General features: G+C 59.0%; 17 protein-coding genes and 3 pseudogenes. 12 read left to right on the forward strand and 8 right to left on the reverse strand.

Annotation, left to right across the window (positions count from 1 at the left end; genetic code table 11):
- The first annotated feature begins 22 nt into the window (after nt 1–22).
- From ACPS74_RS03400 to ACPS74_RS03415, 4 genes are all read left to right on the forward strand, one after another.
- The gene (locus ACPS74_RS03400; RefSeq protein ID WP_239754400.1) at nt 23–436 is read left to right on the forward strand and encodes a DUF5681 domain-containing protein; all 414 of its coding nucleotides are present in this window, start codon (nt 23–25) and stop codon (nt 434–436) included.
- Nucleotides 429–1,883, forward strand: coding sequence for a phage terminase large subunit (terL, locus tag ACPS74_RS03405; RefSeq protein WP_239754392.1), 1,455 nt, complete (start codon nt 429–431; stop codon nt 1,881–1,883). The genes ACPS74_RS03400 and terL overlap by 8 nt, the downstream gene beginning before the upstream one ends.
- Nucleotides 1,884–2,417: 534 nt before the next feature.
- Nucleotides 2,418–2,612 (forward strand): RlpA-like double-psi beta-barrel domain-containing protein, encoded by a 195-nt coding sequence (locus tag ACPS74_RS03410; RefSeq protein ID WP_036242363.1) that lies wholly within the window; start codon nt 2,418–2,420, stop codon nt 2,610–2,612.
- A 116-nt stretch (nt 2,613–2,728) separates the two neighbouring features.
- Entirely contained in the window at nt 2,729–3,181 is a 453-nt protein-coding gene (locus ACPS74_RS03415) for a DMT family transporter (RefSeq protein ID WP_029651998.1), read from the forward strand.
- 293 nt (nt 3,182–3,474) lie between these two features.
- Here the strand turns inward: ACPS74_RS03415 and ACPS74_RS03420 are convergent.
- A pseudogene (locus tag ACPS74_RS03420) lies at nt 3,475–4,645 on the reverse strand (IS3 family transposase).
- A gap of 583 nt (nt 4,646–5,228) precedes the next feature.
- Between ACPS74_RS03420 and ACPS74_RS03425 the strand changes: the two are divergent.
- From ACPS74_RS03425 to dinB, 5 genes and pseudogenes are all read left to right on the forward strand, one after another.
- Nucleotides 5,229–5,465, forward strand: coding sequence for a DUF2171 domain-containing protein (locus tag ACPS74_RS03425; protein WP_370646340.1), 237 nt, complete (start codon nt 5,229–5,231; stop codon nt 5,463–5,465).
- Nucleotides 5,466–6,639: 1,174 nt separating this feature from the next.
- Nucleotides 6,640–6,780 (forward strand): annotated as a pseudogene (locus ACPS74_RS03430) (IS3 family transposase); the annotation flags it as partial.
- Nucleotides 6,781–7,227: 447 nt separating this feature from the next.
- On the forward strand, nt 7,228–7,449 hold the full coding sequence (locus ACPS74_RS03435) for a hypothetical protein (RefSeq protein WP_029650086.1): 222 nt from the start codon (nt 7,228–7,230) through the stop codon (nt 7,447–7,449).
- A 441-nt stretch (nt 7,450–7,890) separates the two neighbouring features.
- Complete coding sequence (locus ACPS74_RS03440) at nt 7,891–9,960, forward strand: ATP-dependent helicase (protein WP_029650082.1); 2,070 nt, start codon at nt 7,891–7,893, stop codon at nt 9,958–9,960.
- A 169-nt stretch (nt 9,961–10,129) separates the two neighbouring features.
- A complete protein-coding gene (gene dinB / locus ACPS74_RS03445) occupies nt 10,130–11,233 on the forward strand; it encodes a DNA polymerase IV (protein WP_051381752.1) in 1,104 nt (367 codons plus the stop codon).
- A 916-nt stretch (nt 11,234–12,149) separates the two neighbouring features.
- Here the strand turns inward: dinB and ACPS74_RS03450 are convergent.
- On the reverse strand, nt 12,150–13,556 hold the full coding sequence (locus tag ACPS74_RS03450; protein ID WP_029650078.1) for an MFS transporter: 1,407 nt from the start codon (nt 13,554–13,556) through the stop codon (nt 12,150–12,152).
- A 295-nt stretch (nt 13,557–13,851) separates the two neighbouring features.
- Nucleotides 13,852–14,037, reverse strand: coding sequence for a hypothetical protein (locus ACPS74_RS03455; RefSeq protein ID WP_029650077.1), 186 nt, complete (start codon nt 14,035–14,037; stop codon nt 13,852–13,854).
- A gap of 465 nt (nt 14,038–14,502) precedes the next feature.
- On the opposite strand from ACPS74_RS03455, the gene ACPS74_RS03460 reads away from it, so the two are divergent.
- Together ACPS74_RS03460 and ACPS74_RS03465 are read left to right on the forward strand one after the other, a co-directional pair.
- Entirely contained in the window at nt 14,503–14,718 is a 216-nt protein-coding gene (locus tag ACPS74_RS03460) for a hypothetical protein (RefSeq protein ID WP_029650076.1), read from the forward strand.
- Entirely contained in the window at nt 14,715–15,044 is a 330-nt protein-coding gene (locus tag ACPS74_RS03465) for a hypothetical protein (RefSeq protein WP_157055239.1), read from the forward strand. Before ACPS74_RS03460 ends, ACPS74_RS03465 begins: the two co-directional genes overlap by 4 nt.
- Nucleotides 15,045–15,701: 657 nt before the next feature.
- On the opposite strand, the gene ACPS74_RS03470 is transcribed toward ACPS74_RS03465, so the two are convergent.
- On the reverse strand, nt 15,702–16,223 hold the full coding sequence (locus tag ACPS74_RS03470; protein WP_157055238.1) for a DUF1003 domain-containing protein: 522 nt from the start codon (nt 16,221–16,223) through the stop codon (nt 15,702–15,704).
- Between the two features lie 988 nt (nt 16,224–17,211).
- Here ACPS74_RS03470 and ACPS74_RS03475 point away from each other — a divergent pair.
- Nucleotides 17,212–17,430, forward strand: coding sequence for a hypothetical protein (locus tag ACPS74_RS03475; RefSeq protein ID WP_083481350.1), 219 nt, complete (start codon nt 17,212–17,214; stop codon nt 17,428–17,430).
- 95 nt (nt 17,431–17,525) lie between these two features.
- Here ACPS74_RS03475 and ACPS74_RS03480 read toward each other — a convergent pair whose 3' ends face one another.
- The 4 genes and pseudogenes from ACPS74_RS03480 to istB all read right to left on the reverse strand — a co-directional run.
- Entirely contained in the window at nt 17,526–18,581 is a 1,056-nt protein-coding gene (locus ACPS74_RS03480; RefSeq protein ID WP_244471420.1) for a histidine kinase dimerization/phosphoacceptor domain -containing protein, read from the reverse strand.
- 141 nt (nt 18,582–18,722) lie between these two features.
- Nucleotides 18,723–19,178, reverse strand: coding sequence for a hypothetical protein (locus ACPS74_RS03485; protein ID WP_029650067.1), 456 nt, complete (start codon nt 19,176–19,178; stop codon nt 18,723–18,725).
- 236 nt (nt 19,179–19,414) lie between these two features.
- Nucleotides 19,415–19,867, reverse strand: a complete 453-nt coding sequence (locus ACPS74_RS03490) for a hypothetical protein (RefSeq protein WP_029650065.1) — start codon at nt 19,865–19,867, stop codon at nt 19,415–19,417.
- A 341-nt stretch (nt 19,868–20,208) separates the two neighbouring features.
- A pseudogene (istB, locus tag ACPS74_RS03495) lies at nt 20,209–20,870 on the reverse strand (IS21-like element helper ATPase IstB); the annotation flags it as partial.
- Between the last annotated feature and the right edge of the window lie 170 nt (nt 20,871–21,040).

The raw sequence follows: 21,040 nt of genomic DNA on the forward strand, positions 1-21,040 counted from the left end.
CGTAGGCAGGGGGAAGCCGCCCATGCACAGCCGCTGGCCCAAAGGCATCTCCGGAAATCCCGGCGGCAAGAAGAAGCGCAGCGTCGACTTGCAGCAAGCCTTCCAGGCCGCACTCGAGAGGCCGATCATCGTCACGATCGAAGGAGAAAAGCGCGAAATCTCGTCTCTGGAAGCGATTTGCATGCGTCTCGTCGATGGCGGGTTGAAAGGCGATATGCGCGCAATCACGACGATCCTCGATCGCAGCACTCTTTTGCTCGTAGCAAACGGGGACGATCAGAAAGTCGAGACGAGCGAGGAGGATATTACGATCCTTCAGCGCGTCCTCGCCGATCGGGAGCCTAAACCTTTCCACAAGCGACAGTGCAAGAAGCCTGACTTAGTCGAGGATGAATGCGCGCAACCCCGCAGCGATCAGGAGGGCGAGGATGACTGATCTCGCCCGCGTCGCTCGCGCACTCTACCGGCAACATCTGCCCTCTTTCGTCGAAAAGACCTTTCGCACGCTCGAGCCCGGCAAGGCTTATCATCACAATTGGCACATCGACCATATCTGCTGGCGGCTCTCGCAAGTCGCCAGCGGCAAGATCAAGCGTCTCATTATCAATGTCCCTCCCCGGTCGATGAAATCGATCACCGTCAGCGTCGCCTTCACCGCCTGGATGCTTGGGCGCGATCCAACGAAGCGCATCATTGCGGTCTCCTACGCCGATGAGCTCGCTAAGAAGCTCGCCATCGATACGCGCAACGTGATGGAGAGCGACTGGTATCGCGCGCTCTTCCCAGCCCTACAGCCGCGCTCATCGGTCCAACCTCGCCACGAATATGTCACCAGCGCCAAGGGCTTTCGTTTTGCCTCGGGGATCGGCGGCGCCATTCTGGGTCGTGGCGGCGATTTGATCGTCATCGACGATCCGATCAAGGCGCTGGACGCGCTCTCCGAGGCGGAACGTCGGCGTGTCTGGGATTTCTATATCGGCACGCTCTGCACACGTCTCGACGATAAGCAGAACGGGGCCATCGTGATTGTCATGCAAAGACTGCATCAAGATGACCTCGTCGGCCGTCTTCTCGACCTCGAGCCCGACGTATGGGAGGTCGTCTCGATCCCGGCGATCGCCGCCGAGGACAAGGCGTTTCGATTAAGCGATCGCCCTGACGACATTTATGTTCGGCACGCCGGCGAGGTTTTGCACGAAATGCGCGAACCTATGAATATTCTCGAAGACATTCGCCGCGCCCAGGGCAGCATGAACTTCTCGGCGCAGTATCAGCAAGCGCCCGTTCCCATGGGCGGCAACGTGATCAAACGAGACTGGCTACGCTATTACGCGGTCCCCCCTGCCCTCTTCGACCGCGTCGTGGTTTCATGGGACACGGCGTCGACGCTATCTGAGACCAGCGATTGGTCGGTGGGCGCCGTTTGGGGAGCCGTGGGCCTCGATTTTTATCTCCTCGATGTTTACCGGGCTAGGCTCGAAGCCCCAGAGCTGCGGCGGGCGATTATTCAACTGCACGAACGCCACAACGCCAGCGCGACGTTAATCGAGGATACGGAACTCGGCCGGGCGTTGGCCCAGGATCTCTACCGAACCGGTCATTTGCGGGCCATCGCGCAACGGCCTGATCGAGACAAGCTCGCTAGGCTTCTGGCGCAAGCGGCGCGTTTCGAAGCCGGGCAGGTCCATCTGCCTGAATCGGCGCCCTGGCTCGCGACCTATTTGAATGAGCTGCTCGGTTTTCCAAATTCGACGCACGACGATCAAGTCGACGCGACATCGCAGGCCCTCAACTGGCTGACCGCTCGAACGCCGCTCGATCGGCCGCTCATCCGTAAAGATCTGCGTCGTCGCGATATTGCGGGCCGCGACACCAACGCGTGATGTTAGCTTTGTAAATTGTGAATCGGCGCGTCGATTGACCCCCTGCCGGCAGCCCAGGGCGGGGCGCTGAGCGCGTTTTGAGGTGGCGGCGCTACCAGCGCAGCCGCAACGGCGAAACGCGATCAGAGGGGCGTTTTGACTCAGGAATGATGGCGCTCATCGCTGCGCGCGTTTCGAGCATGACCATTCGCCTCTTTGATCAGGTCGCCGAGCTGCTTTCGGAGAGCGCGCCCGTGAATTTGGCGGCCGTCATATCCTTCCCCATCGAGGTGAGCGACAAGCTCCGCAACTCTCTTGAATGCTCCGGAGCGAGCCAGCTCGAACGCTCGTTCGATCGATGTTTTGTTGTGATCCATTGTGTTCGGCCCTCGAGCCGCAAAGTATTGCGTTCCCGAGTGTCTTCGCATCGTTATCGGACAGAGTGCCGACGAATGTAGGGCCGAATGTAGACCAGCCGCGACCGCTTCGTCGACGTCCATGGCGTCGTCGCCCGATGGGCTTCGCGTCCTCCGACTATCTGTGGACCTTCCCATTATGGGCCCCAAAGCTGATTGGACGCGCGCGCGAGTGACCAATCTGCGCAACCATCGTTCGGTCGTCGTCACGGTAAATGATCGCGGGCCATTCAAACGCGACCGGGTCATCGACGTCTCTCCCACGGCGGCTAAAAGTCTCGGGTTCAAATCGAAAGGCATTGCCCCCGTTGAAGTCGCGCCGACTGCGAATTAATAGTGCCAGCCCCTCGTGCGCGCCTTTCTCCTTCGCTAACCGTGCAGCGCGCTTCGCCGGCGTCACCATCGGCGGCATGTCGTTATGACCTGGTAAGCAGTATGAAGGATATGGACATGCAGGGAAGTGGTTACTGGCTTTTTCCGTTGATCGCCGTCGCCGGCGCTCTGCAGGCTTGGGGACCGCCAATGAACGGCGCGTTGCGCAACGCGCTCACAAATCCGTGGCTGGCGAGCCTCGTGTCCTTCTTGCCGATGGTGGCGCTTTTGGTCTGTATCTGGTTGTGCTTTCCGCGTCCGATGCCGACGCTCGAGGGCCTGGAGAACATGCCCTGGTGGGCGCCGCTCGGCGGGGTCGTCGGAGCTTTCGCCGTTGTAGCTGGCCTCGTCTTCGTCAACAGGGTGGGCGCAGGGCCTTTCGCTGCTTGGCTGATAACAGCGAACCTTTTGATGTCCCTCGTCATCGATCACTTCGGCTGGTTTGGCATGGACCGGCACGCGCTAAGTCTGCAACGCGCGCTCGGCGGGGCGTTCATGACCGCCGGCATCGCTCTGATTACGCTGTTCTAGAATACGGCGGCGAGCTTCTGTTAGGGGGCGCGCGCTGGGAAAACACGCCACCCCCGCCACCCTCACCATCCTCTGTGCGCTGCGGCTTCCGCCTTGTGCGTGGACAGTCGGGTTTCCTCCGCGCTGCCCCGAGCTTTGAAACCTGTCAGACGGCCTCAGCGGCGGCGTCTGCCGTCGACGTTGCCAGGAGGCCGCGGCGCAGCAATTCAGCCCGCGCGACCTGCTTCGACAACAAGCCGATCGATGCGGTGCCGATAATTGGTCGGCCCCCATCGGGTGATCCAATTCGGATGTTAGTTTAAGAGCGGCATTTGGACCAGCGGCTGAGCGCCCGGCGCAGCTGGTTGAGGTAGCGCAGCCGGGCGCGGGGGGAACAGAACTGCTGGGGCTGGAGGCTTGTATCCCAATGAGGAATGCGGCCTGATCTCATTGTAGTGACGCCGCCAGCTTTCGATGACGATCCGCGCTTTCTTGAGCGAGTAGAAGATCTCGCCGTTTAGCAGTTCGTCACGAAGCTTCGAGTTGAAGCTCTCGCAATAGCCATTCTCCCATGGACTGCCTGGCTCGATGTAAGCGGTCCTGGCGCCGACAGCGGTTATCCAATCCTGCACGGCTTTGGCGATGAACTCGGGGCCATTGTATGAGCGGACATGGCCAGGAACGCCGCGCAGAATGAACAGATCGGACAGCAGGTCGATGACGTCCGTCGAGTTAAGCTTGCGATTGATCCGGATGGCCAGGCATTCACGCGTAAACTCATCGATGATGTTCAACATGCGATATTTGCGTCCGTCATGTGTTCGGTCTTCGACGAAGTCGTAGGACCAAATATGGTTCGGATGTTCCGGCCGTAACCGAATGCATGATCCGTCGTTCAGCCACAGTCGCTTTCGCTTGGGCTGCTTTGCTGGGACCTTCAGCCCCTCCCGCCGCCAGATCCGCTCGACGCGCTTGAGGTTCACCGCCCAGCCGGCGTCGTGCAGCAACGCCGCGATGCGCCGATAGCCATACCGCCCATATTGGAGGGCGAGCGCGATGATGTCGGCGGTCAGAGCCGCTTCGTCATCTGGCGTCCTGGCGATCTTACGTTGCGTCGAACGATGTTGGCCGAGCACGCGGCAGGCGAAGCGTTCAGACACGCCGAACGCCTCCCTTGCGCGCTCAACGCAGGCGCGACGGCGGGCGGGGCTTAAAAGTTTCCCGACGCGGCCTCCTTAAGGATCAGCTTCTCAAGCGTCAGATCAGACACCGCCTTGCGAAGCCGGGCGTTCTCCTGCTCGAGATCCTTCAGCCGCTTGACCTGGTCGCTCTTCAGCCCGCCATATTCCTGGCGCCAGCGGTAATACGTCACTTCCGTAACGCCTATCGATCGAATGGCCTCCGCGACTGCCCTTGCGTCGTCAGCACGTCGACCTGACGAAGCTTCGCGACAATCTCCTCGGGCTTGTGCCGTTTCCTGCCCATCTCAAATCCTCCTCATAGGCTCAAAAGCCATACTTCACGGAGGATCACTTTTCAGGGGGCAGAACACCGCCATGCAGCCGTCGGGAAGATTGTAGGGCGTAACAATGAGATGGTCCACGCGACGGCAAACATTGACGCCGGCGTCAGAAATGAGTGCGACGCGCCATGGCGCGCCATGACTCGGAACTGGCGGCGACCATCCACGCCGCGGCCATCACGGATCGTTCGAAGTGTTGTCTTTTTCGCCCCTGCATCATCAAGAAGATGTGGTCCACACTCAGCCGTACTCGGCGGGGAGATTGGCAATCGATGAGCTGCGCTTCGGACACGATGCAACGAAACATGGATGGTGGAGCACGCGGTGGGCCGGAGCTGTTTTAAGCGTTGCCGCGGATGACTTTTTGGGCCCGCACCGTGACGAGAACTACCTCTATTATGCAGGGCTGCCTGCGATTGCCTGCGATTTCCGCCTAAGGCAGTGCCCTTGCGGCCCACCGAAATAACGCGCGGGTCGGCGCATCATTTCGGTGTGAACAATCTACTTCGATCGCGCGTTTTATTCGAAGAGGAGGCTTACATGGACATGTCACAGGTGAAAGAGCATATGGAAGTCGTCGGGGCCGATGGCGTTCATATCGGAACCGTAGATCGCATCGAAAGCCATCGTCTCAAGCTGACGAAAGCTGGTCGTGTTGAGGGCGGCGAGGTTAAGGGTCGGCATCATTACATCGATATCGGTTTGATCGCTGACGTCGAGGGGGATCGCGTGCGCCTCTCGGCGAATAGCGAAGTTGCGGTTACGCTCGAAGACGAGGAGTGATACGGTTGTTCGGGAGCACGCGCTGATCGCGCTTGTGGCGCGCGGCTACAAGCCCAACGTTGCGGCGGCCGGGTGAGCGCCAGCCTGGCGGTCGTCGTTGTCAACTCGCAGGTGTGTTATGGCGCGGGACCGCGACCTCGACGAGGAGAAAGATCTGACCAAACGCGGCCGAGTTTCGCTTCATCCCACTTCCGACTGACCTCGCCGGAGTGTACCGGGAGTGAGCGACGGGGTTGTCCTGCTGCGCTCTCACGTCAGGAACTGAAACTTGCCGACGCGCGGATCGAGCCTGAATGTTGGCCCATCGTGGCGGCAGGTTCGTCAACATTGGTTGGTTTTGCCTCGCTAGGCGAAAGCGCCCTCGCCACTTCGTATCCAATAAAGCAGCGATGATGACAAATTCGTTAGCCCTCGACGTCGGTCTCGGGCCGATCGCCGCCTGGCGACTCTTCTTCGCGCCAACGACCATCTTTGCTTTCGTAAGAAATATCCGTCGTAACTCCTGGAACGAGTTGCTCCTTCGCTGCACGTTCCGCTGCTTGGCGAGCCAAGTCATGCGACGCAAAAGTTTCGGAATACACCCCGTCGACTCGATAGGCCTAACCACCGTCGTGCTCGACAATTTCGTAAACGATCTTGGTCATGGCTCCCTCCTGACGCCTACTTTTTGCCGATCGCCGCGGCGCCCACTTTCACTAAACTCGAGCGAACCTCACCGCTGAAGAGATCAATCCCCTAACGAAGGTGGTGGCTAACGCATCTTCAGCTCGCAAAACGAGTTTCAATTTGTCGTTCGCTTCTCCGACAGCGGATGCAACCGGTATGACGTCTAGGACTATAGAGCGCGCTGCCGCGCGTGACGAAGTGCTTGGCGATAAGATGCAATTCGATCCGGCAAGCGCGAGCGATAATGCCGAGTGGACAGCGGTGTATTCAAAAGCATTCGCCTCCGGCCTATAGCCAGCCCCCTCGAATCTCCCAAGCTTGGCAACTTAGATGGCCCGGTCGGATTCAATTTCCAAGGTCTAGCCTTCTTATTTTCCGCCCCAAATGACTGGTCTGCTGCGCGCAGCATCTGAGACAACGCCCGCTTCAGGCAATCTCGCCCCTGTAGCAGGAATTGAACCGTCCCGGGTTTGCCGGAGGCCATTTCGATGATCCTGACCGAGGCCGCCAAGGCAAACTACTGAGCCCCGCGCGCCGTCGGGCCTGGATTGATCACGTCCGATCTCAATTGAAAGTGTCCGAGCTCCGAGTTTGCCGCGTGTTCGGACAGCGTCGTTCAACGCAGCGTCGCATTCCGAGGGGTCGAGAAGGGATACGCCATCCTGCTGCGCGGTCGACAGGGAACTCGCGGTTGGCGTCAGCGCCTTCGATTTTCCGGCAAGCTGCGCTACGTTGACTACGGTCACTCGCGGATTTTGCCACCTAGCCTTGAAACCGAACCCGATAAGCAAAAAGATCTGTTGGTTTTTATGTCGGCATAAATATTTTCCACATCGGTGAATAGAGCTGGCCCCGGATGTTTGGACAGCTCCCCGCGAATTATAAGTGGATCTCTGCTGGGGTTTGCTGAACGCGGGGCGTTTCGGTTTTGTCGCGGCGTCGGGAGGGCGTAGCCCGACCAGAGTTGCGACAAACCGAAGGCGACAGTCATGCTGCCATCGCCGTTTCCTGTTTGCCGAAGTAGGCCTCGTCGGGCGTGCACCCGTCAAGCGATGAGTGTGGGCGCCGCGCGAGCCGCCGCGTCCTTTCGCATCGCGTGTCGATCACGATGGAGGCGGCGTTCTGCGTCGACAACCGCCGCGAGATAGACGAATCACCCACGTTGCTCTTCTACAGCGCCTGCGGCCTTGCCGATGGCGGGGTAACCCTCGGCCTCGACGATTTTCAAAGCGCGTCACTCGGCGGGCTCACCATTCCATTTCAAGGCGGCGCCGCAAATTTCTCCAACACGCCATCGGCTGGGCCGCTGACCCCATAGCGCTGGCAGAGCTGTTTAGGCACCATACACGCGCGCGCTGGACGCGCTCGGCACGAAGATCGGCGATGGTCGGCGGGCCATTTGCCATGAGGCGCATGTGCTGCACCATCGACTTCCGGCGGCCTCCTGGAGTGCTTCAATGGCTAGCCCATCCTCCCGCAAGTCGGAATCGATTGGGGCAAGCCCAAATGGAAGCGTCGCGCAGCCACGCCTCGTGCCGCCTTTGAAGCGCTGGATGCGCGCCTGAAGTTCGGCGATGGAGGCATTGGCCGCGGGTTCGGCCATGGCGGAAAGCTGTTCTTTAAGGCTTTGCAAAGGGTCTCGCCGCTGCTATGTTCCTTATTTGTTCTTAATTACTTCATGCGCCAAATTGGACTCGTTAGAGTCTTCGGGACCGCGTCATGGATTAGAACGAGGAATGGCGAATATGGGCGGACGGGCATGAGCGGGGCGCATCTGGAAAAGTTGAACGACTGGCAGCGCAGCGCGGTCGAGCATGGCGTCGGTCTTGCCGATGGCAAAATGGGCGGCCCGCTGCTGATCATTGCCGGCGCTGGATCGGGCAAGACCAACACGCTGGCGCATCGGGTCGCGCATTTGATCGTCAACGGCGCCGATCCACGGCGCATCCTGCTGATGACTTTTTCGCGTCGAGCCGCATCCGAGATGGGACGCCGGGTCGAGCGCATCTGCGCGAAGGTGCTGGGCAATAAGGCCGGCGCGCTCACCGACGCGCTCGCTTGGGCCGGCACGTTCCACGGCATCGGCGCGCGGCTGCTGCGCGACTATGCCGAGCAGATCGGTCTCGATCCGCAATTCACCATCCACGATCGCGAAGACAGTGCCGACCTGATGAATCTGATCCGGCACCAGCTCGGCTTCTCTAAGATGGAGAGCCGGTTTCCGACCAAAGGGACCTGTCTTGTGATCTATTCGCGAGCGGTGAATGCCGAAGCGCCGCTGCCGGATGTGCTTCGCGCCAACTATCCATGGTGTGCGCGATGGGAAGAACAGTTGCGTGAGCTGTTCGCGGGCTACGTCGAAGCCAAGCAGGTCCAGAACGTTCTCGATTATGACGACCTGCTGCTCTATTGGGCGCAGACGGTCAGTGATCCCATCCTCGCCCACGATATCGGCGGACGCTGGGATCATGTTCTGGTCGACGAATATCAGGACACCAACCGGCTTCAGGCCTCTATCCTGATGGCGTTGAAGCCCGGCGGTCGCGGTTTGACAGTCGTCGGCGACGACGCGCAATCGATCTATTCCTTCCGCGCCGCCACGGTGCGCAACATTCTCGATTTTCCAACGGAGTTCTCACCGCCGGCCGAGATCATCACGCTGGATCGCAATTACCGCTCGACGCAACCGATCCTCGCCGCAGCCAACGGCGTGATCAATCTTGCCAAGGAGCGCTTCACCAAGAACCTGTGGACCGACCGGGAATCGGCCGAGCGTCCGCGCCTCGTCACGGTGCGCGATGAAGCCGACCAGGCGCGCTTCGTGGCCGAGGAAGTGTTGGAGAACCGCGAGGGCGGCATGCGCCTGAAGGAACAGGCGGTTCTGTTTCGCGCCAGCCATCATAGCGGTCCGTTGGAAGTCGAACTGACGCGGCGGAACATTCCCTTCATCAAATTCGGCGGCCTCAAATTCCTCGACAGCGCGCATGTGAAGGACATGCTGGCCGCGCTGCGGTTCGCGCAGAATCCACGCGATCGCGTCGCCGGCTTCCGGGTGATGCAATTGCTACCGGGCGTTGGACCATCGTGGGCGCAGACGGTTCTCGACGCCATGGCAGATCGGCCGGACCCGATCAGCATCATCGGTGATTTGCCCTGCCCGCCGCGTGCCGCCGCCGATTGGCCGGGTTTCGTCGCGCTGCTTCGACAATTGGGCGGACGCAGCGCCGGCTGGCCGGCGGAGATCGCGCAGGTGCGCGACTGGTACGAGCCACATCTCGACCGCATGCACGAGCACGCGGACATGCGCAAAGCCGATCTGCTCCAGCTCGAGGATATCGCGGCAGGCTATCCGTCGCGCGAGCGCTTTCTTACGGAATTGACGCTCGATCCGCCGGATGCGACGTCGGGTCAGGCTGGGATCCCCTTGCTCGATGAGGATTATCTGATCCTCTCGACCATTCATTCCGCCAAGGGTCAGGAATGGAAATCGGTCTTCTTACTCAATACCGTCGACGGCTGCATCCCGTCCGATCTCGGCGCAGGCACCTCCGCCGAGATCGAGGAAGAGCGGCGGCTGCTCTATGTTGCGATGACGCGGGCCAAAGACAGCCTATCGCTCATTTTGCCACAGCGCTTCTTCACCCATGGTCAGTCGGCCACCGGGGACCGCCATGTCTATGCCTCGCGCACACGGTTTATTCCTCCAAACCTGCTGCAGCACTTCGAAAGCCGGGCCTGGCCGATTGTCCCGACGGGGCAAGCAACCGGACAGGAAGCGCCGCGGGTCCGCGTCGATGTCAGCGCACGGATGCGGGGCATGTGGCGCTAGGAAAAACGGTTCGTGTGCAGCAATCTGTATAATGGCACCACGATCCGCGACGCCGTGCGCTCGATAAGGAAACGCTGTTGGATATCGATACTCTGACACAACCTTAGGCGCGGGCGCAGACGTCGGGATCGGCGCGAGGGATGGCGCGATGGAAATTTTCACGCCGGACATGGTTGGCGGACTTGCAGCGCAAGCTACGCCCGGTCCGCACCGTAAGATCATCCACGTTGATATGGACGCTTTCTATGCGGCGGTCGAACAGCGCGACAATTCCGAGCTGCGCGGCAAACCGGTCGCCGTCGGTGGATCGGCGGCCCGCGGCGTGGTGGCTGCCGCGAGCTACGAGGCGCGCGCGTTTGGCGTACGCTCCGCCCTGCCATCCGTCACAGCGAAGAGGAAATGCCCAGAGCTGATTTTTGTGCCGCCTCGTTTCGAGGTCTATCGCGCGGTCTCGGCGCAAATCCGTGCGATCTTTGCCGAGCATACGAACTTGATCGAACCGATGTCGCTCGATGAAGCCTATCTCGACGTCACTGAAAACCACCACAACATCTCGATCGCCACGACGATCGCCGAATTGATCCGCGCGAGGATCAGGGCTGAGACGGGACTAAATGCGTCGGCCGGAATTTCCTACTGCAAATTCCTCGCAAAGACGGCGAGCGATCTCAATAAGCCGAATGGCCAGGCCGTCATCACGCCCCGTATGGGGCCAGCATTCGTCGAAGCCCTTGCTGTCAAGAAATTCCACGGCGTTGGACCTGCGACTGCGGCGAAGATGAGGCGTCTTGGCATCGAGACAGGCGCGGATTTAAAGGCGAAGTCCCTTGGCTTCCTGCAGCATAATTTCGGGAAGTCAGGCACCTGGTACTACAGGATAGCACGCGGGATCGACGAGCGCCCTGTTGAACCCGACAGGCCGCGCAAGTCGGTCGGCGCCGAGGATACCTTCACCGTCGACATCTTCGATCTCGAGGCGGCGCGCGCAGAGCTGACGCCGCTGGTCGCCAAGGTGTGGCGCTGTTGCGAGGCCAACTCCCTTCGCGGTAGAACCGTGACGCTCAAGGTAAAGTATGCCGATTTCCAGCAGATCACTCGCAGTCGAACTTTGTCCAGCGGCGTCGGCTCACTAACCGACTTCGCGACAATCAGCGAAACGCTGTTGGCGCCGGTGTTTCCGACGTCAAAGGGAATACGCCTGCTTGGCGTGACCCTCTCCAACTTTGAAGAAATCAGTTCGCATGACGCAGGGCAACTGTCCCTTATCGACTAGCGGCGGCGCCTGTTGTCGTCGTGGTCACGAAATATCATCGCTACTGAGATCATCGATTGAGAGCTCAAGCGCTTCCGCATTGCGCGCCACGCGACGCAATGACTGCGAAATTGTCTGGCGTCGCGTCCATGACACAATGTTCAGCGTCCTACAGTTTCCGTCTCCTGATAGGTTCATACCAAGCTGGAGAGTACGGTGTGCTGCCTTAACATTCAGGTCGACGCAGCATTCAGATCGAAGGAAACGGCGGCTCAGCCATAGCCAAACGCTATGGCGGCTTGATGCTAATACCGTTGAAAGGCGCTGTGGAGGAACGTGATCGTCCGAACTTACCCGCCCTTCGCTATTCGACAGGAGATAGATGCACTTTCGTCACACCTATAGACAGCGCAGATCCGGTGATAGCCATCAGCAACGATCAAGGGATTGCCTTTTTTCATTTCCCCGCGAACCAGCAGGACGGGCGCCAAAGGAGTGCCTTTACGAATTCGCTTCAGGTCCTCACTCACGTGGGGGTCAGATTCATTAAGCAAAGGCAAATCTGCTGCTCGGAGAAGGTCCTTCGATGCTTACTCGACAGTGTCGCTTCCCCGCAACTGTTCAATTAGCTGTAACGCTTCCGCAACGGAGCATATTAGCGTTAGAAAGTTTTTCGCGCCGTCATAGTCCTCAGCCTCAGGCTCCTTCTTCCATTCAATTTTTGCTTTTGACATGCTTTTTTCCTTTCATCTCGCCTTTATTTGTTCCGTGCGTCGGATGCTGGTGTCTCCTTAAAGATCCCGGCGTCCATTGAGAGGTCAGAGCCTCGGAATATAATTCCGTCGGGCGCCAAGAACTTCGTCAACGCGTCTAGCGGTTGTGTCTGGCGAGCGTCAACGAAGCCGAGACGTCGGGCCAAATTTGACCCTCAGCCAGATCACGCCAGTTCCGGACTCGCGCGGCTCAAGCTAGCGCCGTCAGTCGCCTGCAATCGCCAAAACGACAGGGAGGAGACGATGGTCAGCGTTCCAAGTGAGACGTAGGCGCCGTGAAGAGCGCGGATGACGGCGTGCTGATCCGATTGGGACGCGCCCGCGAGGAACCAGCCGGCGACCAGCGATCCAATGGCGAGACCGAAGCTCATGGAAATCTGCTGGAACGAACTCGCAATGGTGGCGGCCATGCTCGATTCCTGCGGTTCCACGTCCGCGTACGCCATGCTGTTCATGCTCGTAAATTGCAACGAGTTGAAGAAGCCCAGCGCCAAGCCGATGGCGACAATCACCACAAGCGGCGTCTGATCCGAGACAAGCGTATAAAGACAGGTCGTGACGCCGATCATCACCGTGTTTACGATGAGAACTGAGCGATAGCCGAACCGGCCGAGAATTGGTCTCGACACCATCTTCATGCCCATGGCGGCAGCCGCCGTCGGCATCATCAGCAGTCCCGACTGCCATGCGGGAAGGCCCAGCCCGACCTGCAATAGTAGCGGCGTGAGGAAAGGCAAGCCGCCGACGCCGAGCCGCGTCATGAAGCCGCCCACGACGGAAACGGCGAACGTCCGCTTTCTGAACAAGGCGAGATCAAGTAGCGGATAACGCGCTTTCACCGCGTGCAGCCAGTAGGCCAGAAGCAACGCAATCGCGACGGCGAAGAGGACTACACCGACGACAGGTTCGATCCTGTGCTCGCCGAAGATCTCCAGAAGCCACGACAGAAGCCCCGTGCCGCTTCCGAAAAGCGCGAGGCCGACCCAGTCGAAGGGCGGCGTGTCAGCGCGGTAATCAGGCATGTGGCGATGGATCAGCCACTGAGCGATGATCCCGATGGGGACGTTCACGAAGAAGATCTCGCGCCACGAAAACCAATGAACGATCAGGCCGCCGACAGTCGGCCCAAGCAGTGGGCCGATAAGGGCGGGAATAATGACGAAATTCATCGCGGTCATGAGTTCGCTTTTCTCGAACGTCCGCACGATGGTCAGTCTGCCGACAGGCGTCATCAGCGCCGCGCCGGCGCCCTGGAGGACGCGGGCCACGATCATCTGCCCGGCGCTCTGGCATAATCCACACAGCATGGATGCGATCGTGAAGACCGCGATGGCGGTAGCAAAAACCCTTCTCGTCCCGAAACGATCTGCGATCCATCCGCTCACTGGGATGCCGACGGCGAGGCTCAACACATAGCTTGCGGCGACGGCCTTGAGGCTCAGAGGCGTCACCCGCAAGCTTTCTGCCATGGCGGGAACCGCTGTATTCACGATCGTCGCGTCGAGCTGCTCCATGAAAAGCGCCGTGGCCACAACCCAGGGCAGGAATCGCTTGATTGTGCGTTCGTCCATCAAAGCCTCGTGTTTAATCCCGGTCATTTCCGGGCTTGGCGCGAAGGCTATCCTGCGACGCTTGAACGCTTGCTTAGATCGCCTGGTATCTGCAATGCGATGCGCCCTTCAGCCCTGATCATAGACGGGACCCGCCTTTGTGCTTTTCGACCATATTCACATTCGAAATGTTCACGTGAATGAACTCATGACCATCCTGAAACGTGAGCATAATCCCCGCGAGTCCCATTGTAACTCTCTCTGCTATCCGTCCCGGCGTTAGAGCCCAACTCCGCTCTGCGACTCTAAGCGCTACTCAACACAACGCTTCAACCTTGAAGTGCGGCGCCTCAGCACCGACCGCATCTAGTGGCGCTGCGAACAGATACAACCCAGAAAGCAACAGAGGCTCAGGGCAAAACAAAAATCGAACTTCGAACCCAAGATTCTCCCGGCAGCGCCCAAGCGGTTGCTGCGCGACCGCGTCGTCGGCGATCAGCATGTTGATCCCCCGCCCTGCGCAAATTGGGCGCGACGCTTAGCAACTTCTCGGAACGTCGAGAAAGCTCGCCGGCCAACGCCCAAGCCTCTTGCGCAGCGCACGCCATGGCGCGCGCGACTCAAAATCAAACCAACAAATGGTCCCGCATTTGCGCGGGACTTGTGAGGCGATTCGGGCCTTGGTAGGATAAACTCCAGAGTTCTTTTGTGGCATCCATAACGATGATGCGGTGCGGCGAGAAGCGGCCCAAAAGCTGTCGTTGCGGAGGATTGTCTTGTCTAGGATGCATTCGCATGGCAATTACCGCGTGATGATGAAACTGACTCTGAGCCCTAGTGCAATCTGGTGGCGCTCCTTCTAGGGAGCGGCATGTTGTCATCCATTGTGACCGTCGGCGCCGTGTCCAGGGCGATGGTCAATTAGCGAAACGTCACCTGTCACGGCGGCCCTGTAGAGGGAAAGCCAATGACGTTTTCAAACAAAGCGACCTGGGAATTCGATCCGGATCGCTGCGCGCTTCTGATCCATGATATGCAGCGGCATTACCTCGGCGCACTTCCCGAGCCTTGCCGCCGCCAACTCGTAGCTAACGTCCGCGTGATCGGAAAGGCCTGTATCGCGCGCGGCATTTCCATCTTCGCCTCCCAGGTGCCAGCACAGGGCGAAAAGAGAGGGGCTTGATGCTCGATATGTGGGGCAGCGGATCAACCGCCGACAACCACGGCTTCGATCCGGAACTTTGCCTTGACGCGCGCGACGTGAGGTCGCTGACAAAGCGCAGCTATAGCGCCTTCTACGGTAACGATTTCGAGGTGCTGCTTTGCCGCCTCGACCGTCTTTTCGAACCAAACTTAATGCGCTTTTCCGAGCTGTGGCCAGACAATAGGGCGTTGCAGCGCCACTTACTGGCACTGCATATCGCCCCGTGGCGGGAGGTGTGCAGGGCACATGGTCTTTTAGAGCGCAAGTTCACCGCTTACGACACCGAGGGATCACGAGCCGTATAAGGCGATGGCTACTTTCCACCCCCCAAACGTCCGCCGAGCTTCGAATAGCGCGGCGATGCATAGGTGCGATGCTTTTCGAGCGTCCGGCCAGAGAGGCCAAGAAATCGCGCGACTGTCAATCGGCTCACAAAATTGACCCGTTATCGGCGTCCAACATTGGCTCTGACGCAGACTTGATGCAGTCTGCGATCAGACCGCGCCAAAATCCGCGCGCTTCCAGTAGATCGATTTTTGCGTGCCCATACATCTGTCGCTTCACGAGTTTGAGCTTTGTGATCTGACCTCTGTATGTCCGTTCGACCAGCGGATATGATTGCGGTGGCGCACTGCAGCCCTGTCTTTTATTGCGCCGTTTGCCAAGGACGCGACGAGACTGAATTTTGCGTGCTCAATCCAGACGTCGAGCTCCGCATCATGCTCCTTTCGGATGATCGCGTGGAAAGCTGCGATGACGCTTCGCGCTTCGACGAGCAGCGGGACGCCGCTTTCTACGCCGCAATCGTTACGGATTTTGACTCGGAGAGCGTGTCGCGACCTGTCGTCATCAGCGGTCGCAGCGCTCGATGAACTGCTCTTCCGTAAACTGGCTTTGCTTAGTCGTGTCCGTCCTCTGCAGTGGGTCGGAGTGCGTGTTTTCGAACAAATTTCTCAGTCAGGTCAGTCACCAAACTTTCCGCGCATCGTTTCGATCAGAGATTCAATAGTCAGCAGGCGGCTGAGTTGACGGCTCTCGTCGTCTAGCACTTTATGTTGGATATCTAACCGCTCGCTTACTTCCAACAGCATACCAATAATCTTGGTGGTTTCGCGCTCTGTCATTAAGTTGATTTGTAAGTCCAAGTGTGCTCGACGGTCGGCCAGTTTGCTCATGCGATTTTGACGCATCAGAACAAATGCTGCAATTAGCACACCTTCCAACGCGAGCACCGCTCCTAGCAGATGGTATGGATATGGATCGAATGGAGGTAATGGCGTAATCAAACCTTCGTTAATCGCAATCCAAAAAAAGACGGCTACAATTTCTGTGATCACAAATCCCAATGTGCCGATCAAGCCAGCAACAAATTCATATACAACTTCGCCGCATGATCTGGCTTCCTCAGCTTCTTGCTCCGCTTCGATCACAGCATCGATGTTTTCGTGAACAAACTTGGGAACTGCATTCGGTGATCCTTTCATGAGCCTCTCCCTAAAGTTAAGCCCGAACGCCAAACGAGTAGCGATGTTGCTAACGGGAAAGCTAAAATACGTCTACTGAACGTGCGTTGCTGCACGTGTCAATCAGCGGGCAATTTTTACTATGGATCTTTTCAAGCGCCTTCTGCGCGCGCGACCTCCTATGAGGCGAGGGCGAACATGTTTGGCGAGGCAGCGGTCAGGACACCGACATCATTTCGACGGTTGTGCCGTTTCTCATTCGCGGGTTGGATACCGCGTACGGAGCTTTCGTCGAAGGAGAGCCTCGGTTTGACTCGCGGAGATCGGTGTTGCCGCTCCAAAATCGAGGTTAGCTCTGCGCCCGCCACGCTTGCCTAGGCGCGCTTTGTAGGCAATTTGGTCGATGTCGCCCAAGAGACGCGGCAGAGCGACTCCTGTTAATTCCCCTTGACCGCGGCTGCACGGTCGCGGGTCTTTTTATGGTTCGTCCGCGTGCATCTTGCGCTCGCCCGCTTCAGCCTTCCGCGTTTCTTAATAAGGCGAGCAGCGTCGGTCAGCGTCGTGACGCTTGAGGGACTAGCCGCCATTCCGATTGCATAGTGATATTTTACATTGCCCCTCGCACGACGCCTGAATTCCTTCGGCGCACAAGGAGTCCAGGGCGTGCCCTTCGATCACGCTCTGCTCGTCTGGCGCGCTGAGGAACAATCCAGCCTGGCAGCGCTTAGAACTTTTCGATGTAGAGGGCGGCAAATGGCGCCACAGGAAAGTCGCCGCCGCGCTAACATGTAAGCGAGACCACCAACGCAACCTGAAGCAATTGGCGGAGCATCTCAGAGAGATGTTCTCGCAGCTTGCTGCGGATCCGCTGCCATTGGTCACTCGCCCCCTCCAGAGGGGCCGCCGATCAATAAAAAGAAATAGCCTTTGCGCTCACAGCAGCGCAGCCGAGTCCTTGACGGAAGTTAAGGTTGAAAGCTCCTGGGAGACCGCTAGCTACATGGCTTGCATGGCGGAAAATAAAACGACCATTGAGCGTGCGTTCGAACTGGCTCGCTCTGGAGAGTATGCTCGCATCGGCGATATGGTCAGACATTTGCGTCGCGAAGGCTACGATATCCGGCAAATTCATGGGCCCGTCCTCAGGAAGCAGCTTGCAGATTTAATTGAAGCTGCACGGACAGATCACCGCGAAAATACCGAGCAGGATCCAAAGGAAGATCTCTAGAAGACCGTTCGAGACGCCTTCCGTATCCGCGACGTTCCGCTCTTGCTCTGAAACAACCGTACACGGCCGGAACCGACAGCATTGCCGCCGCAGGTTCAGCGATCAGACCCGGATGGAAATTCAACCTTCAGGGTTGTTCCCGTCGGACCGTTTATTCGCAATGAGCCACCAAGCTGCCGAGCAAATGTTTGCATGATGCTCATGTCCAAGGACTGACGTTCGCTCGTTGAATCCCGCCTTATCCCAGGTCCATCATCATGGATAAGCAAATGCAAGCCGTCTTTCTGCTTTAGCAGTTCGACCTTGAAGGTCGTCCCCGTTCCCTTCCGAAAGACGTGCTTCGCCGCGTTCATCGCCGCCTCATTGACGAGCAAGGAGATCGCAGTCATCTGGTCCAGCGAAAGATCGATGTCAGGTGCGATTTCGACCGCGACAAGAACGGGTAGATCGCGAAAAACTTCGTGGAGCACGTCCGACATCAGCGGCGCCAAGCCGTGCTCGTAAGCTGTCCGGTCATATAGACGGCGATGCAAATCCGACATCATTGCGATGCGGTCTTGGGCATTCGCGATTGCTTCAGCAGTGGCTTCGTCGGACAAATCGCGTCTGACACCCTGCAGCATGGCCACAACGACCTGCAGGTTGTTGGCGACGCGGTGCTGCAGTTCTTGGAAGAGGCTTTCCTGCGCTCGGTTGGCGAATTCGAGCCGATTGATGAGGTCCGTCATCCCAGCGACCAGCACGACGAGAAAACCGCCGACCAGAAGAAATCCAACGAGCGCGACGACCGTATTCGCGTCCTTTATCTCAAAGCCATAGGCCGGCGGGTAAAACAAGTACCACGCCGCCGCTGCTGAAAGCAGTAATACGGCGACGCCTCGCGTCCATCCGCAAAGCAGCGTCGCGCCCGCTATAGCCGGATAGAACGTCAGAAATTTTAGGGAGTCGAGCCAGGGCGCAAGCACTAAACGAATCGCCAAGCTCGCCCCAAAGCATGCTGCGGCTACAAGCCATGAGTGCGGTCCTCGCAGCCGATTCGATAGCTTATGAACTTTGGCGACCCAAGCTACGCCGCCGCCACTGCTGAACTCAAGGGCAAAATATTCGCGTCGCGGCGAGAGCACAAGCAGTAAAGCGAGCCGCCGCGCCAATCTAGTTCCACCGCTTATTTCACCTTTCCGATCAAAATCGGCGGGCCTATGTGCTCGCCAAGTTCGCCGCCGTCCTCTTGCACTGGGATTTCTTAAGATGACGGCGACGCTCGTTTTGGGGACTGACGTAAGCCAAAGGCCTCAATGCCTTTCAATCTTACCAGCCGCGGCCGCCGTAGCCACCGTCGTCGTGCCCCCGGTGTTCCCCGTGGCAAGCAATTCTGTAACCTCTGCGCTGCATCTCTCGACATGACATGCGGTCGTTCGAGTACCCCCAATGATCGCCGCGACCACCACCATATCCGTCGCGGTCATGGCCCGAGCGATCCCCACCGCGACGGGGATAGTCATGTCCCCAATAGCCTCCGCGACGCCCTCGGTCCCCGCCATCGTGGCCCCAACGGTCACCGCCGCGACCGCCATAGCCGCCGCCGTCACTGCCCCAACGATCACCACCGCGACCGGCGCCGCTACTGCCTTTCCCGCTGCCCCAACTATCGTTATTGCTCTTCTGCCCGCCGCCGTAGCCGCCTTTCTCTCTGCTCTGAGATGACCCTTTTCCACTTCCGGTGTCGCTCGCTCCAGGAGTTCCTCCATAGCCTCCGCCCCACTCGGCGAACGCGGCCATAGGGAGCGCGAGCGCACCAGCTAACGTTGTGACAATCGCTAGTTTGCGTAACATGGCAGTGCTCCTCTAAAAGTACCAGCGCCATTGCATCGCAGCCCTCGGGCCACTTGGCGCTCGCACGCCGGAATTCAACACGAACCGCGGCTGGTGCATGGCGTAATTTGTCCGGCGTAAGCGCCTTTGAGGCAAACCGGGGAAACCATTTTCAAACCTTCAACGCTGCCGACGCGTCGGTACACAGCTTGTCGAACGCGTCTCTGATCGGCTGCGCCGCCGGACGATCGCGCCACGGCGAATCGATGAGCCAACCGACGTCATCGACGAAGTTGTCGATCGTCCTGCGCTGTTCGCTGCCATACTCCATCGAATTCGCGAGCGCCGCCAGTCGGCTTTGCATGTCGAGAACTTCGTTGCGAATCGCTTCGCCGGCGCACATCGTCGCAGCTGCGTTGACTTCCTTCGTCACGACGGCGCGCGCGGCGACGACGACAAAGAGCGCGGCCAGACCGAGAGCATGCCGGCGAGCTTCGACGGCTTGCTCGGCAAGCCGCCAATTCGCCCTTTCGAGTTTTGCGTTTTCGATCTGGGCGCGCAAGTTTTCGATTTTCGTTTTTTGCTTGTCGAGAACGTCGCCGCCGCTCGCGAGCGAAGCGATCACATCGTCTGTCGAATGTGTCTGCTTCGGCGTCCTCGATTTCGGCTGTGAGTGCGCCGGCTATTGAATTTGCGGCGGACCATTTGGTTTCGGCGTTGGCGCGGGCGCCCTGCGCTTCATCCAAAGTTTCTGCGCGCTCGTCTGGTCGGCGATGCGCTGCGCAACTTTTCGCGTTCGGCCGATGCGGTCATCTGTCAACGGCGGCGACAAATTGTGCCAGATGGCGGCGCAAAAGTGTACCGGTCTGATTGAGAGAAAAGGGCCGTGAAGCCCTTGTGCGCTGGGTTGTCGCGCGCATTGAGGCGCGCGGAGCGTAGCGAAGCGCGCTTCAATGCGCGCGGCGGTTAAATGTCTGCGTCGGCTTCTCCCTTAATTCTTGGGTTTACGCTCGGCTCGTCGGCATTGCGCGGTTGCGCCTTCCTGGCTCTCGCGAGACGATAGCTGTCGCCGTTCCTCTCCAGAATGTGGACATGATGGGTGAGCCAATCGAGCAGCGCGCCGGTGAGCCGTTCCGACCCGAACACCGACGTCCATTCATCGAATGGCAGATTGCTGGTCACCAGCGTAGCGCCACGTTCATAGCGCTGGCTGAAGACCTCGAAGAGCGGTTCAGAACCAACCGCCGTGAACGGCACGTAACCCAGCTCATCGACGATCAGCAATTTGACGGTGTCGAGATGCTTTTGCAGCGCCCGCAGGCGGCGCTCGTCGCGCGCCTCCATGAGTTCGTGCACGAGAGCGGCGGCCGAGGCGAAGGCGACGCTGAAGCCCTTTTGGCAAGCGGCGAGCCCAAGGGCGAGCGCGACGTGAGTCTTGCCGGTTCCTGTTGGACCCAGCGCGATTTGCAGTTCTGTCGCTTCGCTATCCATTCGCAACGCGCCAGTTCCAGAACCAGCGGCTTGTTGAGCGACGGCTGCGCGGCAAAGTCGTATGTGTCGAGGCTCTTGATCTGCGTAAAGCGCGCCAGGCGAATGCGACGCTCGACATTGCGCCGCTCGCGATCGATCCGCGAGCTTCGATTTTGTCAGGCGACGCGCGCCTCGAGCAGGCGGTTGGGGAATTACAAAGCGGGAAGGTCTGTGATGCGATGCGACAGGTGCAGGCGCTCGCCACGAGAAGCTGGCGCGCACTCAACCTGACACTGCGCGTTCCAATTCTAATCGAGCCGAAAAAGTT

The sequence above is a fragment of the Methylocystis sp. SB2 genome (genome assembly GCF_049817085.1).
GTDB lineage: Bacteria > Pseudomonadota > Alphaproteobacteria > Rhizobiales > Beijerinckiaceae > Methylocystis > Methylocystis rosea.

What these genes read in the sequence shown, in the direction of transcription:
- ACPS74_RS03400 (WP_239754400.1), top strand. Translation starts at nt 23, where the DNA reads ATGCACAGCCGCTGGCCCAAAGGCATCTCCGGAAATCCCGGCGGCAAG.
- terL (WP_239754392.1), top strand. Translation starts at nt 429, where the DNA reads ATGACTGATCTCGCCCGCGTCGCTCGCGCACTCTACCGGCAACATCTG.
- ACPS74_RS03410 (WP_036242363.1), top strand. Translation starts at nt 2,418, where the DNA reads ATGGGCCCCAAAGCTGATTGGACGCGCGCGCGAGTGACCAATCTGCGC.
- ACPS74_RS03415 (WP_029651998.1), top strand. Translation starts at nt 2,729, where the DNA reads ATGCAGGGAAGTGGTTACTGGCTTTTTCCGTTGATCGCCGTCGCCGGC.
- ACPS74_RS03425 (WP_370646340.1), top strand. Translation starts at nt 5,229, where the DNA reads ATGTCACAGGTGAAAGAGCATATGGAAGTCGTCGGGGCCGATGGCGTT.
- ACPS74_RS03440 (WP_029650082.1), top strand. Translation starts at nt 7,891, where the DNA reads ATGAGCGGGGCGCATCTGGAAAAGTTGAACGACTGGCAGCGCAGCGCG.
- dinB (WP_051381752.1), top strand. Translation starts at nt 10,130, where the DNA reads ATGGTTGGCGGACTTGCAGCGCAAGCTACGCCCGGTCCGCACCGTAAG.
- ACPS74_RS03450 (WP_029650078.1), bottom strand. Translation starts at nt 13,556, where the DNA reads ATGGACGAACGCACAATCAAGCGATTCCTGCCCTGGGTTGTGGCCACG.
- ACPS74_RS03455 (WP_029650077.1), bottom strand. Translation starts at nt 14,037, where the DNA reads ATGCTGATCGCCGACGACGCGGTCGCGCAGCAACCGCTTGGGCGCTGC.
- ACPS74_RS03460 (WP_029650076.1), top strand. Translation starts at nt 14,503, where the DNA reads ATGACGTTTTCAAACAAAGCGACCTGGGAATTCGATCCGGATCGCTGC.
- ACPS74_RS03470 (WP_157055238.1), bottom strand. Translation starts at nt 16,223, where the DNA reads ATGAAAGGATCACCGAATGCAGTTCCCAAGTTTGTTCACGAAAACATC.
- ACPS74_RS03475 (WP_083481350.1), top strand. Translation starts at nt 17,212, where the DNA reads ATGGCGGAAAATAAAACGACCATTGAGCGTGCGTTCGAACTGGCTCGC.
- ACPS74_RS03485 (WP_029650067.1), bottom strand. Translation starts at nt 19,178, where the DNA reads ATGGAGGAACTCCTGGAGCGAGCGACACCGGAAGTGGAAAAGGGTCAT.